Here is a 22,988-nt window from a genome sequence, read left to right on the forward strand (position 1 = left end):
GCCGAGCTGGACCTGGCGGCCGGGCACGACGGCCGGGCACGGCAGCGCGGCCGGCGCGCGGTCGCGGCCATTCCTCAGAGCGGCGGGTGACCGCGCGGCCTCGGCCATTCCCGGCAGCGACGGGCAACCGCGCGGTCGCGGCGCGGCCTCGGCCACTCCCCGCAGCGACGGGCAACCGCGCGGTCGCGGTCATTCCACGCAGCGGCGGGTGACCGCGGCCGGCCCCGCCGCCAGGCCCACGCGCCCGGACCTGCCGTCGACGGCACGCATGGCGCCGGGTCGCCTCACGCCGACCGGAGCTACTCCTCGTGCTGGCGGATGACGCCCGTGGTGAGCTCGGCGCTGGCGATCATGCGGGTGATCTCGATGGGGGGCGAGCGGAACTCGGTCGCCACCACCGCGAACGGGTCGGCGAAACCGGTGGCGGTCTCGATCACGTAGCGGAAGCCGCGCGGCGAGCGGGGCGCGTCGCGGATCGCCCAGCGGGCGCCGTGCTTCACGATCATGTACTCGGCGACGAACGCGCCGAGGTCCGTGTGCAGCGTGACCCAGTCGTCCTGCTGGAACTGGCTCAGGTTCAATCCCGACACGTACCGCTGCAGATAGGGCACCAGGACGAACGGGTCGGCGGCGACCGCCGGGGCCGGCGCGCCCAGCCCGCGCACCAGGGCCTCGAAGTTCTGATGAGACTCGCTCGCCCAGACCGGCAGATCCTCGCGGGCCTGGGCCGCGTTCTCGCTCATGAACATCCCATCACTCAGCCGTGAATATTGGCGATAATACCAGCGCTATCCAGGTATCTCAGGAGCTCGGGGGACGGCGGAGCACCCACGAACACCCAACGCGGATCATAGGTCGGATCGGCGTTGCGCAGGGCGACGTCCTTGTTGATCTGCTCCTTGATCTTGTCGCTGAGCGGCACCTCCACCTTGACGGGGACGCTCTGGCCGTCGACCTCGACCATGCGGTACGGCCCGTAGGTCTTGACCTCGACCGCGATCGTCTGCCCGTTGACGTGGACCGGGACGTCCACGTGGCGGCCGCCGGGCGTGGTGACCGGGAAGTCCGGGTCGTCGTTCACGTCCACCGGATAGTGCTGCGTCGGGTCGCCACCCCACAGCTCGCGGACCCACTCCTCGCCACGCTGCCAGCGCTCCCGCACGTCCCTCGTGTTGAGGACCTGGCTCCGCGTGCGGGTGGTGGTGCCGGGCGGCAGCGCGAGCGGCGGCCGGCCGGCCTGGGCGGCCTGCCCGGTGGTCTCCTGCGCCTGCGAGACGGTCTGCGCGTCGGCGGGCCGGACCCGCCTGGGTGAGTCGCCGTCACCGCCGTGGGTGGTGTCGGCGCCGTCGCCGTCGGAGCCGTGCGGGTGCGTGCCGCCGCCACCCGTGGTGGTCGTACCGTGTGGTCTGCCCATCGCCTCAGCCGTTCAGCAGCTTGGTCAGGTTGGTGAGGCTCATGATCAGCGCGGAGATGTACGACAGGATGCGCCCGGCCCACTTGAGGACGGCGGCGACGATCTGCGCGGCGATGACCGGGATGGTGACGACGAAGATCGCCTCGATCGCCCAGACGATCACGCGGGCCACCAGGTCGGCGATGAGGTCGCGGACGAGCTCGCGGGTGAACTGGACGAGTTCGCCGGCCGCGTAGGTGGCCTCGGCCATGGCGACCGAGACGGCGCCGAGCCCGCTGAGCGCGTCGACGTTGTTGAGCATCAGGCCGTGGTAGGCGTCGGCGGCCTCGCCGTGCCAGCTCGGCATGTCGGCGCCGAGCGCCCGCTGCAGGTCCTCGCCCATCGTGAAGAGCGCGTCGGCCATGTTGTTCCAGGTCGCGCCGTGCGAGCGGACCACGTCGGGCATGCCGGTGAGCTGGTCGAGCATTTCGCGCAGGGGCTCGAAGTACTCCATCGCCCAGCCGAGGCCGTTGGCCAGCAGCGCGCTGAACGGGTCCAGCACGGTGGAGGCGACCTCGAGCCCGAGGCCGGCGCCGGCCAGCACGTCGTCGACCCAGCCCTTGCTGTGGATCGCGTCGACGAGGCCCTGGATACTCTCGCCCATCGACGAGCCGGTCCACGCCCGGCGGGTGGACTCGACCCCGGCGATCAGGGAGGCGTCGGTCATGACCGGCCGTACTTGTTCATCAGGTCGCCGTTGTCGCTCTCGACCGCGTCGTACGCGATGACGGTCGTGTCCAGGCCCTGCAGGACGAGCATGAGGTTCTCCTGCACGTACGCGATCAGCTCGTCCTGCTTCGCGTGCCGGCTCTCCAGGATCGCGGAGATCCACCCGCACAGCAGGCCGTAGGCCTGGTCGTCCTGCCGGATGTGCGCGCTGGCGGTCTTGACCGCGTGGAACCGCGCGACCAGGTCCTCGATCTTGCTCGCGTGCGACCGGATCTCGGCCGTGTCGACCTTCATACCGTCGGCCATGCCGTCACCACCGGTCCCGCGGCTGGCCCGGGGCCTGGTCCGATTCCTGGTCCGATTCCTGGTCCGATCCCTGGTCCGATCCCTGGTCCGGCTCGCTCAGCCGCTCCTCGACCCGCTCGGCGATGGCCCGCCCGGTCGGCGACCCGGGCATGGTCTCCTCGATGACCTCCCGGGACCGCGCGGCCAGCCGCGCCTTGGCCTCCTGCATGGTGCTCATGATCGTGCGGGCGACGACGTCGGGCGCGACCCGCTGGATGCGCTGCCCGAGCCGCAGGTCGACCAGCGACCCGCTGACGTCGACGGTCACCTCGCAGAGCCCGTTGGGGTCGGCCGCGGTCATCCGCAGGTCCCGCAGCCGGTCACTCATCGCCTGGGTCTCGGCGGCCATGCGGTCGATGCGGCCGCGCCACTCCGCGACCTGTTCCATCGCGCCGTCCGGATCCAGCAAGCCTCCGCTCACGACTCCCCCGTCCCGCCGGCCTCAGCCCGGTCTGACTGGGTACGGTACCGCAGCACCTCACCCCCGGGTGACCTACGAAGACCGTCGATTTCGGGGGTTCCGTCACAGTCCGGCCCGGCCGTCGGCCCAGTGGGCCTTGGCGAGCAGGTCAGATCGTGAGACTCCCGCCGCCTTCAACGTCGCGCGCTGACGTTGGATGCTCCGGGCGTGCCCGGCGAGATAGACGCGCGTCGAAGACGGGATCGACGCGGCGGCCAGCCACGCATCGAGGGCCCGGCCCGGCTCGTCGCCGGCCTCGACGATCTCCAGCCCCGGCAGCAGGGCACGCGCCGCGGCCAGGTCGGCGGCCGGGACCTCGACGGCGCCCCGGAGGCTCGCCCGGACGCCGCCCGCGCCGGACGCGCTGCCCGGCGAGCCGGCGGCGGCGCTGGAGGCGGCTGTCGGCGAGGGGGCGGCGGAGGCGCTGGAGGCGGCGATCGATGTGGAGGCGGGCGTGGAGGCGGAGGCAGCGGGCGAGGCGGCGGAGGCGGCGGAGAAGGCCTGGAACAGGCCGATGGCGGTCGCGTCGCCGAGGAGCAGGGTGTCGCGGCCGGGTTGCCAGCGCAGGCCGCCGCCGGGGCCGAGCACGGATGTCTCGGCGCCCGTTGTGAGGGCGGCGGCCCAGCGCGCGCCGGGGCCGTCGGCGGCGGTGTGGAAGACGACGTCGAGTTCGCCGGCGGCCGGGTCGTACCGGGCCGCCGTGTAGTGGCGCAGTTCCCGAGGACCGACCCGGAACTCGATCTCCTGGCCGGGCGCGTCGCGCAGGCCGCGCAGCGCCGGCCCGGCGAACGTAACCGTGCGCAGCGCGGCCGAGTGCTGGTCGACGGCTGTCACGAGTGCCGGGTGGCCGAGCCAGCGTTCGAACCGGCTGGCGATTGGCGCGGGAACGGTGGGCATACGGTGCTCCTTGCAGCAGGGGAACAACAGAAAGGGGGAACGGAAAGAGCGAGAGCGGGACGGCTGTGGCGCGGCTACCCGGTGCTGGTCTCCGCCAGGCGCCAGCCGGCCGCGCGGGAACGTTCGGTCCAGAACGCCGCGTAGCGGCCCCCCGCGGCCAGGAGCGTCGTGTGCGTGCCCGACTCGGCCACCCGGCCCTCCTCCAGGACCACGATCTGGTCGGCGTCGCGGATCGTCTGGAGGCGGTGGGCAATGACCAGCAGCGTGCGGTCCGCGGTCAGGGCGGCCAGGGCCTGCTGCACGGCCCGCTCGTTGTGCGGGTCCAGGGCCGCCGTCGCCTCGTCCAGCAGGACGATCGGGGCGTCCTTCAGCAGTGCGCGGGCGATCGAGATGCGTTGACGTTCGCCGCCGGACAGGCGGGCCCCGCCCTCTCCCACCGCCGTGTCGTAGCCGTCCGGGAGGCGGGCGGCGATCTCGTCGACCCGGGCCAGCGCGGCCGCGGCCCGGACCTCCTCGTCGGTCGCGGACGGGCGGCCGGCGCGGATGTTCTCCAGGATCGACGCGTCGAAGAGGTACACCTCCTGGAACACGATCGACAGCTGCGCGGTCAGGCGTTCCGTGCCCAGGTCGCGCACGTCGGTGCCGCCGATGCGGACCGTGCCCGCCGTGGTGTCGAAGAAGCGGGCCACCAGGCGGATCACCGTGGTCTTGCCGGAACCCGAGCGGCCGACCAGGGCCGTCATCGAGCGGGGCGGGACGCGCAGCGAGACGTCGTGCAGTACCGGAGCATCGTCATAACCGAAGGTGACGCCGTCCAGCTCGATCGAGGGCTCGGACGGGGCCGGCGCCGGTCGCGCCGGCTCCGGCAGGGTCGGGGTGGCCAGCACCTCCTGGACGCGGCGCAGGCTGTTGCGGGCGATGCGGACGGCGCCGCCGAGGTCGGCGGCGGCGACGACCGGCTCGGCGAAGCGCATGACCAGCACGAGCAGGGCAATGAGCTCGGCCGCGTCGATATCGGCGCCCACGGAGAGGGCGGCGCCCGCCACGAGCAGGAAGGTGACCGCAGACTGGACGGTGAGCACGAACGCGGCGAGGCCGGGGACCAGGCGCCACAGCTGGCGGCGGATCGCGTGGTACTGCTGGAGCAGCGCACCGTCGAGCTGCGCGAACCCCCGTGCCGCCTGGCCGTGGGCGCGCAGCACCGCCTGCGCCTGGGCGTACTCGACGACGCGGTTCGCGGCCTCGGTCGCCGCCGCGTCCACGGCGTGGTCGCTGTCCTCGACCAGGCGGGCGCTCCATCGGTACACGATGAGCAGCGCAGGGACGGTGACCAGGGTGGCCAGGGCCAGGCGCCAGTCGAACCAGGCCATCGCGAGCACCACCGTCGCCGGTGTCACCACCGCGGTCACCAGCGGCTGCAGCAGGTGCGCGGGCACGCCCATGATGTCGACGACGCCCTGGCTGGTCAGGCGGGCGAGGCGGCCGACCCGGCCCGCGGTGAACCAGCCGAGCGGCAGCGCGGCGACGTGGTCGCCGATGCGGTGGTGGAGCGCGCGGGAGAGCGCCATCCCGACCCGGTAGCCGGCCTGCGCCTGCACCCAGTACGCCACGGCGGTCGCGGCGACGGTGCCGGCCAGCGCCGCGAGCCAGCCGCCGGGCGGGTCGCCGCGCAGCAGCCCGCGCAGGACCGGCACCAGCAGCGCGAACGCGCATCCCTGGAGCACGGCGAAGACGATGAGGGCGGCCAGGTGCAGCCGCAGCGGGCGGGCGTACGCCGGGCCGAGCACGGCCCCGAGCAGGCGGATCATCGAGCGGCCTCCAGGGAGCCGGAGCGGGTCTCGGTGTGTGCGGCCCAGAGGCTCGCGTAGTGGCCGCCGGCCGCGACCAGGTCGGCGTGCCGGCCGCGCTCGACGATCCGGCCGCCGTCGAGGACCAGGATCTGGCCGGCGTTGGCCACAGTGGACAGTCGGTGCGCGATGACGAGGAGCGTGCGGCCGGCGACGAGCGCGGACAGCGCGTCCTGGATCGCGCTCTCCGACTCGGGATCGGCGAACGCGGTCGCCTCGTCGAGCACCAGGATCGGGGCGTCCTTGAGGATGGCCCGGGCGATCGAGACCCGCTGCGCCTCGCCCCCGGACAGCCCGCCCTCCTCGCCGAGCACCGTGGCGTAGCCGTCGGGCAGCGCGAGGATCCGCTCGTGGATCTGCGCGGCGCGGGCGGCGGCGACCACCTCGTCGTCGGTGGCGTCCGGCCGGGCGAGCGCGATGTTGTCGCGGACGCTCGCCCGCAGCAGGCGCACGTCCTGCAGGACGAAGCCGATGCGGTCGTAGAGGGCGTGCGGCGCCAGCTCGCGCAGGTCGACGCCGCCGAGCGTGATCCGGCCGGCGGTCACGTCGTGGAACCGCGGCAGCAGCGCGGCGAGCGTCGACTTGCCCGACCCGGACGCGCCGACGAGCGCGGTGACGGTACCGGGCTCGAGCACGGCGTCGACGCCGGTGAGCACGTCGGTGCGGCCGTCGTAGCTGAACCCGACGCCCTCCAGCACGATGCGGTTGCCGTCCGGCTCGCGCGCGGCGACCGGCCCCGGCAGGGCGGGCACGGCGAGCAGGCCGCTGATCCGGCCCGCCGCCTCCCGCGCGTGGCGCAGGTTGTTCGCGCCGTACCCCAGGCTGAGCACGGGAGCGGTCAGCCCCAGCCCGACGAGCACGAACGGCAGCACGTCGACCGGCGCCAGCCAGCCCTCGGCCACGAACCAGGCCCCGCCGCCGGTGACCACCAGCAGCATCACCGCCGGTGACACCAGGGCGCTCGCGACGGCCTCCGCCCGTACCAGCGAACCCGCCCAGGCGCCGAAGAAGTCGGCGAAGTCGTCGGTCGCCGCCAGGAACCGGCGATGGGCCCGGCGCGCCTGCCCGAACGTCTTCACGACCGCGATGCCCTGCACGAACTCGACGACCGCGGTGTTGATGCGCGCCAATGCCTGGGTATAGGCCGCCATCTTCTCCGGGTAGCCCCGCATCATCACCGCGTACACGACCAGGAACAGCGGGACCGTCGCGAGGACGAGCAGGGCCAGCCGCCAGTCGACCCACAGCAGGTAGGCGAGGGCGACGACGGGTGTGACGACCGCGGCGGCGAGGTCGGTGAGCGCGTGGCCGACCAGGTGGTGCAGCGCGGCGACGTCGTCCTGCATGGCCTTCTTCAGCTCGCCGGAGGACCGGTTGCCGAACCAGCCGAGCGGCACGGTGCCGAGGTGGCGGGCGAGCCGGCGGCGCAGGTCGAGCTGCAGGTCGGCGTCGGCGAAGTGGGTCAGGCCGCCGGCCGCCGCCATCGCCAGGAACCGCACGAGCAGGCCGCCGGCGGCGATCCCGGCGATCGTCCACACGCGACGGTCGTCGGGCGGGCCGGCGCCGAGCAGCGTGCGGCCGAGCTCCGCGACGGCGACGAAGGGCACCAGGCTCGCGACCGCGGAGACGGTCTGCAGCGCGATCGCCGCGGTGAGCCGGCCGCGGACCGGGGCCAGCAGCGCACCGAGTTCGGACATGCCCGTGCCTCCCTGCGTACGGTGTATACGAAGGGAAGGCTTACCTAACTTCAGGCGGAAGTCAAGAGGCCGCTCACGAGCGCTCGGAGGCCGGCGCGGAACACCTGGCCACGGTCGAGGCCGGGCAGGAGGGGCCACAGCCGGCGGACCCGTGGCAGCTCCGCCAGCGGCGCGAGCGCGCTGATCGCGGTGCGGGCGGCGTGCGCCTCCGGGCCCTCCGGGCGGCGCCAGACGAGGGTGCCGACGGTGTAGTTCCACAGCGCGGAGTACGCGAGCAGGGCGTCGTCGCCGGTGCACCCGGCCCGCTCCAGGACCGCGAGGGCGGCCTCGACGAACCGCAGGGCGCTCGGGGCGAACAGCTCGCCCTGGCGCAGCACCTCGACGACCCACGGGTACCCGGCGAGGTAGTCGTGGAGCATGACGAAGAGGGCCTCGAGCTGCTCCTGCGGCGCCCCCTCCGGTGGGTCGGGGCGCAGCCCCCGGGCGACGTCCTCCAGGACCAGGATGAGCAGTTCGCGCTTGTCGGCGACGTGGCGGTACAGGGCCATCGGAGAGCAGCCGACCTCGGTCGCGACGCGGCGCATGGACAGCGCGGCGGCGCCGCCCTCCTCGGCCAGGCGGCGGCCGGCGGCGACGATGACCTCCCGGGACAGCGGCGTTTCCGGGGGCATGGTCACTGGTCCTTGAGGCGCTTCAGGCCCGCGTCGGTCGGCCTGAAGCCGCCCGCGTGCAGGTAGAAGTCGCGCAGGTGGGGCTCGAAGTCGACGTGCAGCCAGTCGCAGCCGGCCGCCCGGGCCTCCTCGGCGGCCCGCTCGACCAGCCGGGCGCCGATCCCGCGGCGGCGGGCCTCCGGGGCGACCATCGTGTCGAGGACGAACGCGTGGGCGCCGCCGTCCCAGGCCACGACGACGAAGCCGGTCAGCTCGCCGTCCTCGCGGGCGCAGACCCAGCCGAGGGCGTGCCGGTCGAGCCGGGTGCGCCAGTCGCCGCGGCCCGCTCCGCCGAACGACCGGGCATGCAGCGCGGCGACCTCGGGGTCACCGAAGTCGCCGCGCCAATCGTAGGTCAGGGTCATCGGAGCAGTTTGCCGTACAGCGTGGTCGTCCAGGCCGTCGCGATCGCCTGGGCGAGCAGCAGGAGGCGGAAGTCGGCGGCGGCGAAGGCGGCCGCGTCGGCGGCGATCACCGCGACCGGCGCCGCGACGGTCCAGGCGAGCCAGCCGCGCTCACCCCGGCGAGCGAAGCCGCGGGCGAACACGGCGAACGCGGCCAGGCCCGCGAGCCCGGCGACCGCCGGCCCCAGCGAGTGGACGGTGCCGTGCCACGTGACGGTGTCGGCGGCGCCGGCCGGGTAGCCGTTGATCGGGTCGGCCGGGAAGAACCCGGCGACCAGCAGGCCGGCACCCCCGGCCCCGACGAGGACCGACCCCCACGTGCCGGCGCCGCCGCGGCGGAGGCCCACGGCGCCGGCCAGGCCGAGCAGCCCGCAGACGAGGAAGTTGGCGACCTGGACCCAGCCGTGGTCGCCGAGGACCAGCGAGCTGAGCGGGTGCCGGGCGGGGTCGAAGCCGTCGCGACTGTACGCCTGGATCAGCACGACGACGAGGAACAGCGGGCCGGCGACGGCCCCGGCGAGCAGCAACGGTCGATGTTTCATGTGTTCGAAAATAGGTGACCATTTGGTCACATGTCAACGCCGGACTTGACCTCAACATTGGTTCAGGTTCTACGCTCGTGGGCGTGACGATCATTGCCGGGGCCGAGCTCGCCGAGCTCTTCCGGGGCGCGTTCCGGGCCTACCCCACCGGCGTGGCGATCATCACCGCCGGCGGCCCGGACGGGCCGGTCGGGCTGACCGCGTCGAGCGTGGCGTCCGTGTCGGTCGCGCCGCCCGCGCTGTCGTTCTCGGTCATGGACTCGCCCTCGGCGCTGCTCATCGCGGCCGCGCCGAGCCTCGTGGTCAACCTGCTCGGCGCCGGGCACGCGGCCCTCGCCGCGGACTTCGCGCGGGCCGGCGGGCCCCGGTTCACCGCCGATCAGGGCTGGGTGACGCTGCCGACCGGGGAGCCGATGCTCGGCGACGCCGCCGCGGCCCTGCGCTGCGTGCCGCTGCACCGGGTGCCGGTCGGCGTCTCGACGCTCGTCGTCGCCCAGGTCACCGACGTGCGGCCGGGCCCGCCGGGGCCGGCGCTGATCCACCACGAGCGGCGGTTCACCGCCACGAGCTGAGTCAGCCGGCCAGGTCCCGGAGCCAGTCGCGGCTGGCCCGGGTGACCCGCGCGGGGACGCCGAGGCTGTCGAGGAGCTCGGCCGCCGCCTCCATCTCGTGGGTGCGGCGGACGGCGTGGACGCGGGAGCCGGTCACCAGGCGGTCCAGGGTCGCCGCGTCGGCGCGGACCAGCTCCTCGGCGATGTTGCCGGCCAGCCACTCCTCCAGGCCGGCGGCGCGGCCCGCGGCCAGGGCCTCGACCACCGCGGCGGCCAGGCCCTTGTAGAAGACGCTGCGCAGCAGCTTGCGGGTCGCGGCCACGCCGACCGGCCCGGGCAGCACGTCGACCGTGGCGCCGAACGTGCGCACCGCCGTGGCGAACGGTTCGGCGCCGGGGCCGCTCGCGGTCATCGCCGTGTACAGGCCGCGCGGCGGGACCGGGGCCATCAGCGCCACGTCGGCCACCACGGCCCGGTCGCCGGCGGCGGCGTGCACCGCCTCCTTCACGGCCGGGGCGGCGGTGTTCAGGTCGGCCCACACCGTGCCCGGCGCGCAGCCCGGCAGCCCCTGCGACAGCGCGTCGAGCGCGTCGGCGGCACTGTTCACGCTCAGCACCAGGCTCGCGCCGCGGCAGGCCGCGGCCGCGTCGGCGGCGTCGTACACCCCGCCGGACGCGGTGACGCGCGGGTCGTAGCCGCGCACCGCCGCGCCGGCCTCGACCAGGTCGCGGGCGATGTGGCCGCCGGCCTCGCCCAGGCCGAGCACGGCGACCGTCGTCATCGCAGCCCCGGGGTGTCGATGCCGCGCAGCGCCTCGATGACGCTCGCGATGTGGTCGCGCATTGCGGACTCGGCGGCCTTCGGGTCGCGCTCGCGGATGGCCTCGATGATGCGCTCGTGCTGGGGCAGCGACACCAGCGGGCGGCCGGGGTGCAGCGACAGCATGAACTGGTGCCGGACCAGCTGGCCGCGCAGCGTCTCGATGATGCCGTCCGCGGTGCGGTGGCCGGCGATCGTCCGGATGAGCGCGTGCAGGCGTTGGTTGAGGTCGCTGTACCGCCGGAACTCCCCGGCGGCCACCGCGCGCCGCATCAGCAGGCCGATCTCGTCGAGCTCGCTCGCCTGCTCGTCGGTCACGAGGATCGCGGCCTTCGCGGCGACGAGCCCCTCCAGGACCATGCGGACCTCGGTGATCTCGACGGCCTCGTCGAGCGACACCTTGCGCACCTGGGCGCCCTTGTTGCGCTGCACCTCGACCAGGCCGTCGGCGGCGAGCTCCTGGATGGCGGTGCGGATGTTGAACCGGCTGACCCCGAAGCGCTCGCACAGCTGGGCCTCGACGAGGCGCTCGCCGGGCAGGTACTCCCCGCCGAGGATCGCGGCGCGCAACAGCTCACGCGCCTCCGCGGCCGAGGCACCGGACGCGCGCCGGCGCGGTGGAGCGGACGGGTCGGGCATGCGTTCTCCGAGACTGGTGGTGCGGTCGGCGGCCAGTCTCGCAGTGTTCTGACACGATTGTCAACAATCCGGCCGACCGGGGAGCCCGGTCACGCGGGCGTGGTGCGGCTCGCCGCGCGGCCGGCGCGGTAGCCGAAGACCACGGCCGGGGCGATCGTCGAGCCCGGGCCCGGGTACGTGCGGCCCATCACCGACGCGGTGGTGTTGCCGGCGGCGTACAGGCCCGCGATGGCCGTGCCGTCGGCCCGCAGCACCCGGGCGTCGGCGTCGGTCAGCAGGCCGCCCTTCGTGCCGAGGTCGCCCGGGACGAGCTGGACCGCGGTGAACGGGCCCTTCTCCAGCGGGCCCAGGTTCGGGTTCGGCTTGACGCGCGGGTCGCCGTAGTAGTTGTCGTAGACGGTCCGGCCGCGGCCGAAGTCCTCGTCCACGCCGCGGCGGGCGAAGCCGTTGAACCGGGCCACCGTGGCGCGCAGGCGGGTCGGGTCGATGCCGAGCGCTCCGGCGAGCTCGTCGAGCGTCTTCGCGGTGTGGACGATGCCGGCGGCGCGCAGCTGCTTGGTGCCCTGCAGGAACGCGTTGAACAGGTACCGGCGGCGGTGCCGGGCCTCGACGATGAGCCAGCTGGGAACGGCGCCGTGCTCCAGCATCGCGTGGCCGACGTCGATGTAGCTGGCGGACTCGTTGAGGTACCGGTCGCCGTCGCCGTCGACGATGATCCCGAAGGGCATCGAGCGCTCCGAGAGCACGAACTGGGCGCCGTGGTCGGCGGTCGGCACCGACAGCCCCCACCAGGCGTCGTCCATGAGCTCCAGCCGGGCGCCGGCGGCCTCCGCGATACCGATCACCTCGCCGAGGTCACCGGCGGCGGCCGACGTGTAGCCGGGGATTCCGTGGTACTTCTGGCGCCACTCGGTGTTGCGGGCGAACCCACCGGCGGCCAGGATCACGCCGCCGGTCGCCCGCACCCGCAGGTCACCGACGACCGCGCCGGTGACCGCCCCCGCGTCGTCGAGGACCAGTGAGCGCAGCGGGGTCTCCAGGAGCAGCTCGACCCGCTGGCGGATGAGGATCGCCATCAGGTTCGCGGTGAGCGCGCCGCCGATGCCGAACAGCCGCTTGCCGGTGACCAGCCCGCCGAGGGTGCGGAACACGAAGCGGGCGCCGCGCACGAAGCCCGACGGGGTCGACCAGGCCCGCGACAGCAGCCACACGTCGTCGGTCTTCAGCGGCGCCGGGATGCTCTCCCGGCCGCGGAATGTGGCGAAGCGGTCGCCGAGCTTGCGGGTGTCGAACGGCTCGGCCTCGATGCCCCGGCCGGTCATGCCGCCGGGCCGGTCCGGGTAGTAGTCGGGGTAGTCCTTCGCCGCCGTCCAGCGCAGGCCGAGGCGCTCCAGGAGGCGGTACACCTCGGGGACCGTCTCGACGAAGGCGCGCCGGCGCTCGGGCGAGCTGGCCGGGCCGGCCTCGCCGATCGCGGCCTGCATGTAGGTGAGGGCCTTGTCGACCGAGTCGTCGAGGCCCAGCTTCGCCATGAGCGGGTTGGTCGGCATCCACAGGCCGCCGCCGCTCAGCGCCGTCGTGCCGCCCCATTTGTCCGTACTCTCGACCAGCAGCACGGTCCGGCCGGCGTCGGCGGCGGTGATCGCCGCGGTCATCCCGGCCGCACCGGTGCCGACCACCAGCACGTCGACCTCGCGGTCCCAGCGTTCGTCCACCGCACACCTCCTGCGCCTAGCCGATCGGCTAGGCAGGTAAGCTAGCCGATCGGCTACCTAGAGGCAAGGGCAGGATGGACGCATGAGCGCACGGGAACGGCTTCTCACCGCCGCCCTCGACCTGTTCGCCGAGTTCGGGGTCAGCGGGACGTCGCTGCAGATGATCGCCGACCGGCTGGGCGTGACGAAGGCGGCCGTCTATCACCAGTTCCCGACCAAGGAGGAGATCGTCCTCGCGGTCATCGGCCCGGCCCTCGACGCGCTCGCGAACATCGCCGACGCCGCCCAGGCCCGGCGCACCCCGGCGGCCCGGCGCGACACCGCACTCCGCGGCGTCGTCGACCTGGTCGTGCAGCACCGCCGGGTGGCCGCCGTCATGCGCTTCGACCCGATGGTCCAGCAGATCGTCACCGACCACCCGGCGATGGTCTCGATGCTGCGGATCCGCGAGCTGATCACCGGGCCCGACCCGGACACCGCGACGAGCGTCGCCGCCTCGATGATCAGCGGCGGGCTCATCGTCGCCGGCATCGACGCGGCCCTCGACGACCTCGACGACGACACGCTGCGCGAGCAGCTGCTCGATGCGGCCAACCGGCTGCTCGGCGGGGCCCGGCGAGCCCGCCCCGCTACCGCAGGTGGGTCGTGAACCAGCCGATCAGCTGCTCGTAGGCCTGCGCGGCGGCCTGCGGGGCGTAGCGCGCGCCGGTGTCGTTGAAGAACGCGTGGTCGGCGTCCGGGTACGTGACGATCTCGTGCGTCAGGCCGGCCTTCTCCAGCGCTTTCGTGGCGGCGTCGCGGCTGGCGTTGACCCGCGCGTCCTTCCCGGCGTAGACCCCGAGGACCGCGGCGCCCTTCGAGCCGGCCAGGTCGCCGCCGTCGGGGAACGGGCCGTAGAACGGCGCGGCCGCACCCAGGCGCGGCTCGCCGGCCGCGAGGAGCTGCCAGGTCATGCCGCCGCCGAAGCAGAAGCCCATCGCCGCCGGCTGCCTGCCCGGCACCCTGCGCAGCAGCTCGCCGACGGCGGCCCTGAGGTCGGCGACGAACCTGCCGGGCGCCGCCGCGTTCAGCGCCGCCGTGGCCTGCGCCGGGTCGGTGAACCTCGCCGTGCCGCCCTCCTCGGAGAGCAGGTCGATCGCGAGGGCCGAGAAGCCGCTGGCGGCGAGGCGGCCGGCGACCGAGCGGATGTGGTCGGTGAGGCCGCGGTTCTCGTGGATGACCAGGACCGAGCCCTTCGGGTCGGCGGCCGCGGCCCAGGCACCCTGGAGCGTCCCGCGCGGCCCGGTGAAGGTGATCGCCTCCGTGGGCAGACCCGCGGGAACGTCACTCCCCGACGGCGCCGGGGCCGGCGGTTCGCCGTTCGACTCGCACGCCGCCAGCATCGGGACCGCCACCGCCGCCCCGACGCCGAGCAGGGCGAGCCGGCGCAGCGCCTCGCGGCGGTCGATGAGCCCGTCGGCGTAGTCGACGACGACCTCGGACGTCAGGTACCCGCTGATGTCGGCCATACCTCAACGTAACCCGCAGCGGGCATTTCGGTTCAGAACGCCCCGGGTTCGTCCAGCAGCCCGAGGACCGCCGCCACGATCCGGTTCCGTTCGACCGGGTCGTCCCGCATCGCCGCGAGCGACCGGTCGTCGGCCGGGCCGGCCGCGGTACCCCCGAAAATCGTGCCGATCACGTCCACGACGACGGCGTGAGCGCCCTCGCCGCGGCCGATCCGCAGCCGGATCGCCTCGAACGCCTGGTGGGCCAGCACACGCAGCTGCGCGTCGTCCTGCTCGTCGCGATCGACGAACGTGAACGCCGCGTGCTCCGCCGGGTGGCCCCGGTCGTCCTCCAGCAGCCACGCGACCGGCGTCTGCTTGTACCCGAGCGGCCCCTCGACGTACGCCTCGAACCACTCCGGACGCGTGCGCATCGCCGCCACCACGGCCGCGATGTCACCGCGGATACCGCCGCCGTCCCGGTCGTCGCGGAACTCGGCCCGCGCGACCCGCCAGGCCTCCGTCGGCCACAGCTCGGTGCCGGCCGTCGCCGGACTGCCCGCCCAGGACAGGATCTTCAGCGCCAGCTCGCACAGCCAGCGGTCACCGGCCAGCTCCTCGCCGAGCCAGCGCGGCAGCCGGGGCCGCTGCAGGGCGCCGACCGCCCCGCGCCGGCGCCGGTACCCGTCGACGGTGGCCTGGCCGACCCGGCTCGCGATCCACGCCTCCAGGTCGCGGATCGGCAGCGTGGCGCGCCGCTCGACGTCGAGGACGACCGCCTCCATGTCGTCCTCGAAGCGGTCCATGCAGTCGTCGGTGAGGTGCCGTACCGAGGTCGCGCAGGCGTGATGACCCCGGCGCAGCTCCATCCGCCGGGTCACCCGGTTGAACACGACCGGCATCGCGATCGTGTAGACGGCGCCGATGAGCCGCCGCCGCTGTGCGCCCGTGTGCTCGGCGATCGTGCCGCTGAGCCGGCCGTGCCGGCTGAGCTCCCGGACCTCGACGATCGCTGCCTCGTCACCGCGCGGCGGCATCACGGTCCCCTTTCCGTAACGGCATGCGGACTGCGCGTACGCCATCTTGGATGGAACCAGAACCGGACGGCACGGCACAACGGGGCCGTTCTCGCCGCCACCCGGCCAGCGTCGGCCACCCGACCGGCCGGTGCGGTGGTCCTCCGGGCGACGGTCCGTCAGTATTGGGCTGTACCACAGACGCGCCGGAGGTCCAACCATGCCGTTACCCGAGCCGCCCGCCGAGCCCTCCGCGGACGACCAGGTCGTCAACCTGCTCCACGACGCGTTGCGGGGCGCCCGGCAGGCGGCCCTCGACGAGGGGCGTGACCCGGAGGAGATCACCGCCGACATCACCGAGAAGGTCGAACGGCTGCGCCGGCTCAACGCCTCCGGCTGGCCGTCACAGAGCTAGGGCTGGTCGGTCGCCAGGATCGACCAGATCTGCGTGTCGTGCCGGACGCCCTTGTACAGGTACGACTCCCGCAGAACACCGTCGAGGCGCATGCCGAGCCGGCGGGCCACGTTCGAGCTGGCCGTGTTGTCGGAGCGGCAGTGCCACTCGACCCGGTGCAGGCCGCGGACCCGGAAGGCCCAGTCGATCAGCACCCGGACCGCGGCGGTCACCAGGCCGCGGCCCTGCCCGGCCGGCTCCAGCCACACCCCGACCTCGGCCACGCCGCCCTCGGCGTCGAACGAGACGAACATCGTGCCGCCGACCAGCTTCCCGTCGAGCCAGATCCCGAACAGCCGGCCCGCGTCGCGCGCCTGGAGGTCGGCGTAGCGCTGGAGGGTCTGCCGGGTCGTCTCCAGGTCGGTGCTCCGACCGGCCCACGGGATCCACGGGTCGACGACCTCGCGGGCCCGGTCCATGTGCGCCAGGAACTCCCCGGCCTGCCACGGCTCCAGGGGCCGCAGCTCGGCGGCCCCGTCGGCGAGCGGAACGCTGAACATCCCGCCAACCTACGTTGCCAGCGTCCGTCGATGGACGGAGGGTGCTTCCACGCGCTTCCGGCGGCCCTGCCGGTCACGGGCCGGCCGGTGGTGGCGTCGGTGGGCGGCCCCGTACTTCCCAGCGGCCTACGGCTACCAGCCCCCGTCGCTGACCGCGCCGGCCGACGTCCTCACGGGCGCGGCCCAGCAAGGATCCGCACTCCGTTCGGCGCTTCCGTCCACAGTGGATGACAGCGTTGCAAAGGGTGATCACCGAGAGTCGAACCCGGACCTCCAGAGTCACATTCTGGCGTGCACAACCCGTACACCATGAACACCACGGCCGGCTCCACCGGCATCGCGCGTGATCGCGAAGACCTGTGACCACCGACCGCAGCGATCGCGAAGAGTTCTGGCACCGTGGGCGACCAGAACTCTTCGGGATCATGAGCGCGGACCCGGTGGCGCAGCGGCCGGACCGGCCGCCGGTGCAACAATGCTTCGCGATCGTGCGCCGCGCCAGGCTCGAACTGGCGTCCCCGGTTTAAGAGACCGGTGCTAAACCCTCTCAGCTAGCGGCGCATGGATGTTGCTCGTCGGGCTGGCCGGATTCGAACCGGCGGCCTCCGCCTCCCGAAGACGGCGCGCTGAACCAAGCTGCGCTACAACCCGTGAAGTCGGGACGGCGGGAGTTGAACCCGCGACCCCCGGTCCCCCAGACCGGTGCGCTGACCAAGCTGCGCCACGTCCCGGATGCGTACCCCTGGCGAGAGTCGAACTCGCATACCCACAGTTTCGTAAACTGCTGCTCATCCGTTGAGCTACAGGGGCGTCGTACTGCGTACCCGACCAGGGATTCGAACCCTGAACCTCCGCGATCTGAGCGCGGCGCCTCTTCCGTTGGGCCAGACGGGCTTGGATGGACAACCTCGGTATCGAACCGAGCGGGCGCTGTTTGCAAGACAGCACTGCGCACCTGCGCGTCGCCCACAGAGCCGGCGGGGAGGCTCGAACTCCCTCCTCGCGATTACGAGTCGCGTGCACCACCTGTCGTGCTGCACCGGCGTGGTTTCCTGACTACGAGCCGAGACCGAGATTCGAACTCGGGACCTTCCGCGTACCGGGCGGACGCTCTGACCTGACTGAGCTACATCGGCAACACTGCTGGGAGCGGAGGATTCGAACCTCCACGAGCCGGAACCAAGGTCCGGTGGCCTGCCGTTAGCCGAGCTCCCAATCCCGGCACAACCGTGCCCCGCGCCCGGATCGAACGGGCAACCTCCGGTGCTTCACGCCGGTGCTTCTGCCTTCTGAGCTTGCGGGGCAAGGGAATCGTGGAGTCGCGGGGAATTGAACCCCGGCCTTCGGTCTGCCGAGCCGATGCTCTACCAACTGAGCTACAACCCCATGGTCCCGCGCCGCCGGCGCGGGCAACACAGTCGGGAACCGGGGAGTCGAACCCCGCACTTCCTGGTCCCAGGCCAGGTCCGGTCACCGAGCCGGTCGTTCCCGATAGAACGCTGCATCCACTGTGGACTTGTCAACGAACGATGGCGCGACGCATCGCCCTCCCCGTGAGGAGGACGGTGCTGAAAAAGAAGAACCGCCCGGGTCCCTGGCCGGGAGCGGGCGGTCGAAGGAAGCGTGTGACGCTTACCCTCGACGCCGTCCCAGGGCGGCATGCTTCGGTCGGAGTGCCGCGGCGGCCGTGGGCAGCGCGGCACCGAACGCCGGCAGTCGCCGGGGTTGGGTGGCGGTCCACGTCGTCATCGGTCTGCTCCTTCGAATGCTGGGCTATCGCTGTACATCAACCAAGGTACGCGCCAGACCCAACGCCGGCAACGCTATTTCGTGCCACCAGTCGCTCGCCGAGGCCACCGCGCGACTGTTCGAGCGGCGCGGGCTCCGGCAGGTGTTCGCCGAGGACGTCATGCGCCGGGACCTCGCGACGCCGCTGCCGGACACCCCGTTCCCGAGCGGGCTCGCGGTCACGACGTGGCAGGACGGCCGGCCGGAGGACTTCACCGCTGACGCGTGCCATGCTTGGGGGCATGCGACGGTGGTGGATCGTCAGCGGGGTCGTGGTGGTCGTGCTCGTCGGGGTCGGGGCGGTTGCCTGGTGGCGAGGGTGGTTCGCCGACCCGACCGTCGAGGACGCGCCGACCGTCGCGGCCGACGTCGACGTGGTCGCGCGGCACCTCGACGCGCCGTGGGGCCTCGCGTTCCTGGCCGACGGTTCGGCGCTCGTCACCGAGCGCGACAATGCGCGCATCCTCAAGGTCACGGCGGACGGGACGGTGACCGAGGTGCAGAAGATCGCCGAGGCCCGGCCGCGCGGCGAGGGCGGGCTGCTCGGGATCGCGGTGCGCGACGACTGGGTGTACGTCTACTACACCGCCGAGGACGACAACCGGGTCGCCCGGATGCGGCTCGGTGAGCAGCCGCAGCCGATTCTCACCGGCATCCCGAAGGCCGGCAACCACAACGGCGGGCGGATCGCGTTCGGGCCCGACGGGATGCTGTACGTCGGGACGGGCGACGCCGCCCAGTCGGACCGCTCGCAGGACCGGGCCAACCTCGGCGGCAAGATCCTGCGGGTCACGCCGGAGGGGCGGCCGGCGCCGGGCAACCCGTTCGGCGACAGTCCGGTGTGGACGCTCGGCCACCGCAACGTGCAGGGCCTGGCGTGGGACGCCGACGGGCGGCTGTTCGCGTCGGAGTTCGGCCAGAACCGTTACGACGAGCTCAACCGGATCGAGGCGGGCCGCAACTACGGCTGGCCCGAGGTCGAGGGCAAGGGCGGCGACAGCCGGTACGCCGACCCGGTCGCCACGTTCACCACCGACGACGCGTCGCCGAGCGGCCTGGCCATCGCGGGCGGTCGGGCCTACATGGCGTGCCTGCGTGGCCAGAAGGTGTACCGCCTGGGCCTCGACGGCGGCGACCCGCAGGTGCTGCTGGCCGGCCGGTACGGACGGATCCGGCACGTCGCGGCGGCTCCCGACGGCTCGCTGTGGGTGCTGACGTCCAACCGCGACGGCCGGGGCCAGCCGGAGAACGACGACGACCGCATCCTCCGGCTCCAGCCATCCGCCTAAGGCCCATCAGGGCAGCGCGACACCCAGGCGGCAAGCTGCCCCCTCCGGCGGTCAGGCCGTGCGGGCCTGCCAGGCCTGCCACAGGCGGGCGTAGGCGCCGCCCGCGGCGACGAGCTCGGCATGGTTGCCCTCCTCCACCACCTTGCCGAAGTCGAGCACCACGATCCGGTCCGCCGCCGCGGCCTGGGTCAGCCGGTGCGCGACGACGAGCGTCGTGCGGCCCTCCGTCGCGGCCAGCGCGGAGCGCTCCAGGTCCCGGGCGCCCAGGCTGCCGGCCTCGGCGGTCGCCTCGTCGAGGATCGCGATCGGCGGGTCGGACAGCACCACCCGGGCCAGGGCGAGCTGCTGGGCCTGCGCGGCCGTCAACGCGTGGCCGCCCTCCCCCACCACCGTCGCCAGGCCCTCCGGCAGCGCCCGCGCCCAGTCGAGCGCACCGACCGTCGCCAGGGCGGCCTCCGCCTCCGCGTCGGTCGCCGCCGGCCGGGCCAGCCGCAGGTCCTCGACCAGCGGCCCGGCGAACACGTGCGTCTCCTGGGTGACGATCGCCGTGCAGGCCCGCAGGCCGTCGGGGTCGCGGGCCACACCGCCGACGCTCACCGTGCCCGCCCGCGGCCGCAGCAGGCCGGCGGCCAGCGCGGCCAGGGTCGTCTTGCCGGCGCCGGTCGACCCGACGAGCGCTACGCGGGTGCCCGGCTCGACCCGGACCGTCACGCCGTGCAGCACGTCGTCGCCGTCGTCGTACCCGAACCGCACGCCGTCGAGGAGCAGGTCCGGCGCATCGGGCCGGGCGGCGGTGCTCTCACCGGTCTCCTGCGGGATCGTCACCACGCCCACGAGCCGCGCCAGGGCCGCGCCGCCCGCCTGGATCTCGGCGAAGCTGAACAGCAGCCCGCCGATCGGGTTGAACAGCCGGTGGAACAGCACCGCGGCCGCCGCCGTCTGGCCCACCGTGACGTGGCCGGCGCGCACCAGGAACCAGCCCACGACCACGATCGAGGCCACGCCCACGAACTCGGCCCGGTTGACCCGGCCGACGAGCCGCGTGAACAGCCGGAACACGCCCACGGCGAGATCCCGGGCGCGGGCCGACGCGGCGTCGATGCCGCGCAGGTGGCGCTCCTCCAGGCGGTACGCGTGCACGGTCGGCCGGCCGAGCATGCTCTCCACCAGCAGGCGCGAGCGGTCCGCGATCGCCTCCCGCTCGGCCGCGTACACCGGGGCGGAGCGGGGCAGGTACCAGCGCAGGCCGACCGCGTACATCGGCAGGGCCACCGCGCCGGCAAGCCCCAGGCGCCAGTCGATGCCGGTCATCGCGGCCAAGCTCAGCACTGCCAGCAGTACCGATGAAATCATCGTCGGCAGGATCTCGGACACGACCCGGCCGACCGCCGCGACGTCCGGACCGACCCGCGACAACAGGTCGCCGCGGCCCGCGCGGTCCAGCGTCGCCGCCGGCAACCGCAGCGCCCGCTCGACGGTCGCCTCGCGCAGCTCGGCCAGGATCCGGCCGCCGGCCCGCGCGACGAGGTACGCCGCGAGACCCGTCGTCGCACCCGCCACCAGCGCGGCGACGCCGATCACCACCCCGATCCCGGCGATCGTCCCGGCCGGCGCGCCGTCGCGGACCCGGTCGACGAGCTCCCCGAGGGCGCTCACCGGCACGACCGACGCGGCCGCGCCCACCAGGCCGACCCCGACGGTCAGGCCGGCCTCGAGACGGCGCCGCCCCAGCTCACGGCGCAGCCAGCGCCAGGCCTCACGCCCGGTCGCGACAGGAAGCGTCATCGCAGCACCGCCGCCCGGTAGGTGGCGTCGGCCGCGCCGAGCGTCTCGTGTGTACCCTCCGCGGTCGCCTGCCCCGCGTCGACGACCACGACCCGGTCGGCGACGGCGAGCAGCGCCGGGCTGCTCGTCACGACCAGCGTCGTCAGCCCGCTGCGCAGCGCCCGCACCCCACGGGCGATCGACTGCTCGGTGACCGCGTCCACCGCCGTCGTCGGGTCGTGCAGCACCAGCACCGGCGGCCGGGCCAGCAGCGCCCGCGCCAGGGCGAGCCGCTGCCGCTGCCCGCCCGACAGCCCCACCCCGCGCTCGTCGACGGCGTGGTGCGCGGCGACCACCTCGTCGGCCGCGGCCGCCCGGACCGCCGCGTCCAGCGCGTCGTCGTCCGCGACGCTCCCCGGGTCGAGGTTCCCCGCGACGGTACCAGCGAACAGGTCGGTGTTGTGCGGCTCCACGAGCAGCGTCGTGCGCGCGTGGGCCAGGTCGAGGTCGTGCAGCGGGACGCCGCCGAGGCGCACCTGGCCGTCGTACTCGCCCGGCGCCGCCCGTCCGGCGAGCACCTGCATGAGCGCGTCGGCGTCCCCTGGCCGGTACACGGCGACGCCCACGAACTCCCCGTGCTTGATCGTGAGGTCGAGCCCGTCGAGCGACCCGTGCCGCAGCGCGTCGATCTCCAGGTTCAGCGGCCTGCCGGTCCGCGTCGCTCCCGCCGGCAGCACCGGCTCGGCGCCGAGCACCAGCGCGACCCGCTCGGCCGACCCGCGGGCCTCGGCCACCCAGCTCGGGATGATGGCGAGCAGCCCGAGCGGCTCCATCAGGAACTGGGCGAGCCCGATCACCGCGATGAGCTCCCCGACGGTGATCCGCCCGGTCAGCGCGAACCACCCGGCGAGGACCGCGACCCCGCAGGCGAGCAGCCCGCTGGCGGCGGTGGACGCGGCGAGGTAGGTCCCCTGGGTCCGCGCGGCCCGCAGCGACGCGTGCAGGGACGCCTGGCTGACGCTCCGGTACCGCCGGGCCGCGGCGCGCTCGGCCCCGACACCCTTGAGCGGCCGGATCCCGGTGACCAGGTCGGTCGCGAGCGCCGCGGCCCGCCCGGCCAGCTCCTGCTGCGCCTCGACCCGCCGCGCGATCCGCGGGGCCGCGAACTGCAGGCCGGCCAGCACGACGGGCGTCCCGACGAGCACGGCGACCCCGAGCCGCCAGTCGACGGCGACGAGCACGACCCCGCTCACGACGGTGGCGGTGAGGGCCCCGGCGATCCGCGGCACGTAGTCGAGCAGGTACGAGACGTTGTCGGCATCGGTCGAGGCGACGGTCAGCAGCTCCCCGGCCCGCAGCTCGGTCCGGATCCCGCGCGGGTCCAGGATCTTGGCCGCGAGCTCGTCCCGGAGCACGTACGCCTCGTCGGCGATGGCCTGCATGAGCTGCCGGGCCCCGAAGCGGTACGCCATGGTGAGCAGGGTGAACAGCAGCCCGAGCGCCGCGACCCACACCACGAGCGCGACGGAGTCCCCGGGCGCGACGGCCCGGTCGATCCCGACCCCGATGAGGATGGGGACGGCGGCCTCACAGAGCTGATGCGCGCAGATGAGCAGCGTCCCGGCCCCGAGCCGCCGCCGGTTCCGCCGGAGCGCGGTCCGCAGAATCCCCGGCCCGGTCGGCATCGCGACGTCCTCCTCGCCCTGTCAGCCGGCACAAGCCCACGCGCCGCGCTCGGCCCGGCTGCGCTCACCCCGGCCCAAAGTGAGGGAAGACTAACCTAACCTCCTCCGTCTACGGGAGAGGGCGCCCGGGACAGCGATCAACGCCACGCCCGCCGCGCCTCGCCCGCCACGGACGCAGGCACTCCACCACAGCCCGCGCCGCCCACCACAGCCCGCGCCGCCCACCACAGCCCGCGCCGCCCACCACAGCCCGCGCC

At 73.9% G+C, this 22,988-nt stretch carries 23 protein-coding genes and 10 tRNA genes; 4 read left to right on the plus strand and 29 right to left on the minus strand.

Annotated elements, in window-relative coordinates; translation table 11 throughout:
- Positions 1-299 precede the first annotated feature (299 nt).
- The 11 genes from ABZS66_RS43965 to ABZS66_RS44015 all read right to left on the minus strand — a co-directional run bounded on the left by ABZS66_RS43965 (position 300) and on the right by ABZS66_RS44015 (position 9,024).
- Complete coding sequence (locus tag ABZS66_RS43965) at positions 300-743, minus strand: hypothetical protein (RefSeq protein ID WP_354768672.1); 444 nt, start codon at positions 741-743, stop codon at positions 300-302.
- Between the two features lie 14 nt (positions 744-757).
- The gene (locus tag ABZS66_RS43970) at positions 758-1,414 is read right to left on the minus strand and encodes a hypothetical protein (protein WP_354768674.1); all 657 of its coding nucleotides are present in this window, start codon (positions 1,412-1,414) and stop codon (positions 758-760) included.
- A 4-nt stretch (positions 1,415-1,418) separates the two neighbouring features.
- Positions 1,419-2,120 (minus strand): hypothetical protein, encoded by a 702-nt coding sequence (locus ABZS66_RS43975; protein WP_354768676.1) that lies wholly within the window; start codon positions 2,118-2,120, stop codon positions 1,419-1,421.
- Complete coding sequence (locus ABZS66_RS43980; RefSeq protein WP_354768678.1) at positions 2,117-2,428, minus strand: type VII secretion target; 312 nt, start codon at positions 2,426-2,428, stop codon at positions 2,117-2,119. Before ABZS66_RS43980 ends, ABZS66_RS43975 begins: the two co-directional genes overlap by 4 nt.
- 4 nt (positions 2,429-2,432) lie before the next feature.
- Positions 2,433-2,888 carry a YbaB/EbfC family nucleoid-associated protein gene (locus tag ABZS66_RS43985; protein ID WP_354768680.1) on the minus strand — a complete coding sequence of 152 codons (456 nt, stop codon included), beginning with the start codon at positions 2,886-2,888 and terminating at the stop codon, positions 2,433-2,435.
- A gap of 102 nt (positions 2,889-2,990) precedes the next feature.
- A complete protein-coding gene (locus ABZS66_RS43990; protein ID WP_354768682.1) occupies positions 2,991-3,824 on the minus strand; it encodes a siderophore-interacting protein in 834 nt (277 codons plus the stop codon).
- Positions 3,825-3,898: 74 nt separating this feature from the next.
- Positions 3,899-5,632 (minus strand): ABC transporter ATP-binding protein, encoded by a 1,734-nt coding sequence (locus tag ABZS66_RS43995; protein ID WP_354768683.1) that lies wholly within the window; start codon positions 5,630-5,632, stop codon positions 3,899-3,901.
- A complete protein-coding gene (locus ABZS66_RS44000) occupies positions 5,629-7,368 on the minus strand; it encodes an ABC transporter ATP-binding protein (RefSeq protein ID WP_354768685.1) in 1,740 nt (579 codons plus the stop codon). The genes ABZS66_RS43995 and ABZS66_RS44000 overlap by 4 nt, the downstream gene beginning before the upstream one ends.
- Before the next feature lie 50 nt (positions 7,369-7,418).
- Positions 7,419-8,039 carry a TetR/AcrR family transcriptional regulator gene (locus tag ABZS66_RS44005; protein ID WP_354768687.1) on the minus strand — a complete coding sequence of 207 codons (621 nt, stop codon included), beginning with the start codon at positions 8,037-8,039 and terminating at the stop codon, positions 7,419-7,421.
- Positions 8,040-8,041: 2 nt separating this feature from the next.
- Complete coding sequence (locus tag ABZS66_RS44010) at positions 8,042-8,443, minus strand: GNAT family N-acetyltransferase (protein ID WP_354768689.1); 402 nt, start codon at positions 8,441-8,443, stop codon at positions 8,042-8,044.
- Entirely contained in the window at positions 8,440-9,024 is a 585-nt protein-coding gene (locus ABZS66_RS44015; protein WP_354768691.1) for a DUF998 domain-containing protein, read from the minus strand. Before ABZS66_RS44015 ends, ABZS66_RS44010 begins: the two co-directional genes overlap by 4 nt.
- Positions 9,025-9,107: 83 nt before the next feature.
- Between ABZS66_RS44015 and ABZS66_RS44020 the strand changes: the two genes are divergently transcribed.
- Entirely contained in the window at positions 9,108-9,596 is a 489-nt protein-coding gene (locus ABZS66_RS44020; protein ID WP_354768693.1) for a flavin reductase family protein, read from the plus strand.
- Between the two features lies 1 nt (position 9,597).
- Here ABZS66_RS44020 and ABZS66_RS44025 read toward each other — a convergent pair whose 3' ends face one another.
- From ABZS66_RS44025 to ABZS66_RS44035, 3 genes are all read right to left on the minus strand, one after another.
- Positions 9,598-10,356: a DUF1932 domain-containing protein gene (locus ABZS66_RS44025; protein ID WP_354768695.1), complete on the minus strand. Its 759-nt coding sequence runs from the start codon at positions 10,354-10,356 to the stop codon at positions 9,598-9,600.
- Positions 10,353-11,033 carry a GntR family transcriptional regulator gene (locus ABZS66_RS44030; protein WP_354768697.1) on the minus strand — a complete coding sequence of 227 codons (681 nt, stop codon included), beginning with the start codon at positions 11,031-11,033 and terminating at the stop codon, positions 10,353-10,355. Before ABZS66_RS44030 ends, ABZS66_RS44025 begins: the two co-directional genes overlap by 4 nt.
- Before the next feature lie 89 nt (positions 11,034-11,122).
- Positions 11,123-12,748, minus strand: coding sequence for an FAD-dependent oxidoreductase (locus ABZS66_RS44035; protein ID WP_354768699.1), 1,626 nt, complete (start codon positions 12,746-12,748; stop codon positions 11,123-11,125).
- Positions 12,749-12,830: 82 nt separating this feature from the next.
- On the opposite strand from ABZS66_RS44035, the gene ABZS66_RS44040 reads away from it, so the two are divergent.
- Positions 12,831-13,397 carry a helix-turn-helix domain-containing protein gene (locus tag ABZS66_RS44040; RefSeq protein WP_354768701.1) on the plus strand — a complete coding sequence of 189 codons (567 nt, stop codon included), beginning with the start codon at positions 12,831-12,833 and terminating at the stop codon, positions 13,395-13,397.
- Here the strand turns inward: ABZS66_RS44040 and ABZS66_RS44045 are convergent.
- Entirely contained in the window at positions 13,378-14,256 is an 879-nt protein-coding gene (locus tag ABZS66_RS44045; RefSeq protein ID WP_354768703.1) for a dienelactone hydrolase family protein, read from the minus strand. The two genes, ABZS66_RS44040 and ABZS66_RS44045, sit on opposite strands and share 20 nt — an antisense overlap.
- A 32-nt stretch (positions 14,257-14,288) precedes the next feature.
- On the minus strand, positions 14,289-15,272 hold the full coding sequence (locus ABZS66_RS44050) for a hypothetical protein (protein WP_354768705.1): 984 nt from the start codon (positions 15,270-15,272) through the stop codon (positions 14,289-14,291).
- 199 nt (positions 15,273-15,471) lie between these two features.
- Between ABZS66_RS44050 and ABZS66_RS44055 the strand changes: the two genes are divergently transcribed.
- Entirely contained in the window at positions 15,472-15,666 is a 195-nt protein-coding gene (locus tag ABZS66_RS44055) for a hypothetical protein (protein ID WP_238011785.1), read from the plus strand.
- On the opposite strand, the gene ABZS66_RS44060 is transcribed toward ABZS66_RS44055, so the two are convergent.
- The 11 genes from ABZS66_RS44060 to ABZS66_RS44110 all read right to left on the minus strand — a co-directional run bounded on the left by ABZS66_RS44060 (position 15,663) and on the right by ABZS66_RS44110 (position 17,591).
- Entirely contained in the window at positions 15,663-16,205 is a 543-nt protein-coding gene (locus ABZS66_RS44060; RefSeq protein WP_354768707.1) for a GNAT family protein, read from the minus strand. The two genes, ABZS66_RS44055 and ABZS66_RS44060, sit on opposite strands and share 4 nt — an antisense overlap.
- A gap of 489 nt (positions 16,206-16,694) precedes the next feature.
- Positions 16,695-16,766: transfer RNA gene (locus ABZS66_RS44065), tRNA-Lys, on the minus strand.
- A gap of 14 nt (positions 16,767-16,780) precedes the next feature.
- Positions 16,781-16,856 (minus strand) — tRNA-Pro (locus ABZS66_RS44070).
- A gap of 5 nt (positions 16,857-16,861) precedes the next feature.
- A tRNA-Pro gene (locus ABZS66_RS44075) sits at positions 16,862-16,936 on the minus strand.
- 6 nt (positions 16,937-16,942) lie between these two features.
- Positions 16,943-17,015: transfer RNA gene (locus ABZS66_RS44080), tRNA-Arg, on the minus strand.
- A gap of 11 nt (positions 17,016-17,026) precedes the next feature.
- A tRNA-Leu gene (locus tag ABZS66_RS44085) sits at positions 17,027-17,099 on the minus strand.
- A 78-nt stretch (positions 17,100-17,177) separates the two neighbouring features.
- Positions 17,178-17,249, minus strand: a tRNA-Thr gene (locus ABZS66_RS44090).
- 17 nt (positions 17,250-17,266) lie between these two features.
- Positions 17,267-17,341 (minus strand) — tRNA-Thr (locus tag ABZS66_RS44095).
- A 7-nt stretch (positions 17,342-17,348) separates the two neighbouring features.
- Positions 17,349-17,420, minus strand: a tRNA-Gln gene (locus ABZS66_RS44100).
- Between the two features lie 15 nt (positions 17,421-17,435).
- Positions 17,436-17,509 (minus strand) — tRNA-Phe (locus ABZS66_RS44105).
- Positions 17,510-17,519: 10 nt separating this feature from the next.
- Positions 17,520-17,591, minus strand: a tRNA-OTHER gene (locus ABZS66_RS44110).
- Positions 17,592-18,235: 644 nt separating this feature from the next.
- Here ABZS66_RS44110 and ABZS66_RS44115 point away from each other — a divergent pair.
- Positions 18,236-19,282, plus strand: a complete 1,047-nt coding sequence (locus ABZS66_RS44115; RefSeq protein ID WP_354768709.1) for a PQQ-dependent sugar dehydrogenase — start codon at positions 18,236-18,238, stop codon at positions 19,280-19,282.
- 51 nt (positions 19,283-19,333) lie between these two features.
- Here the strand turns inward: ABZS66_RS44115 and ABZS66_RS44120 are convergent, their stop codons facing one another.
- Together ABZS66_RS44120 and ABZS66_RS44125 are read right to left on the minus strand one after the other, a co-directional pair.
- Positions 19,334-21,067, minus strand: coding sequence for an ABC transporter ATP-binding protein (locus ABZS66_RS44120; protein ID WP_354768711.1), 1,734 nt, complete (start codon positions 21,065-21,067; stop codon positions 19,334-19,336).
- Positions 21,064-22,731, minus strand: coding sequence for an ABC transporter ATP-binding protein (locus ABZS66_RS44125; protein WP_354768713.1), 1,668 nt, complete (start codon positions 22,729-22,731; stop codon positions 21,064-21,066). Before ABZS66_RS44125 ends, ABZS66_RS44120 begins: the two co-directional genes overlap by 4 nt.
- Positions 22,732-22,988 lie beyond the last annotated feature (257 nt).

The sequence above is a fragment of the Dactylosporangium sp. NPDC005572 genome (assembly GCF_040605515.1).
In the GTDB taxonomy this organism is placed as follows: Bacteria; Actinomycetota; Actinomycetes; order Mycobacteriales; family Micromonosporaceae; genus Dactylosporangium.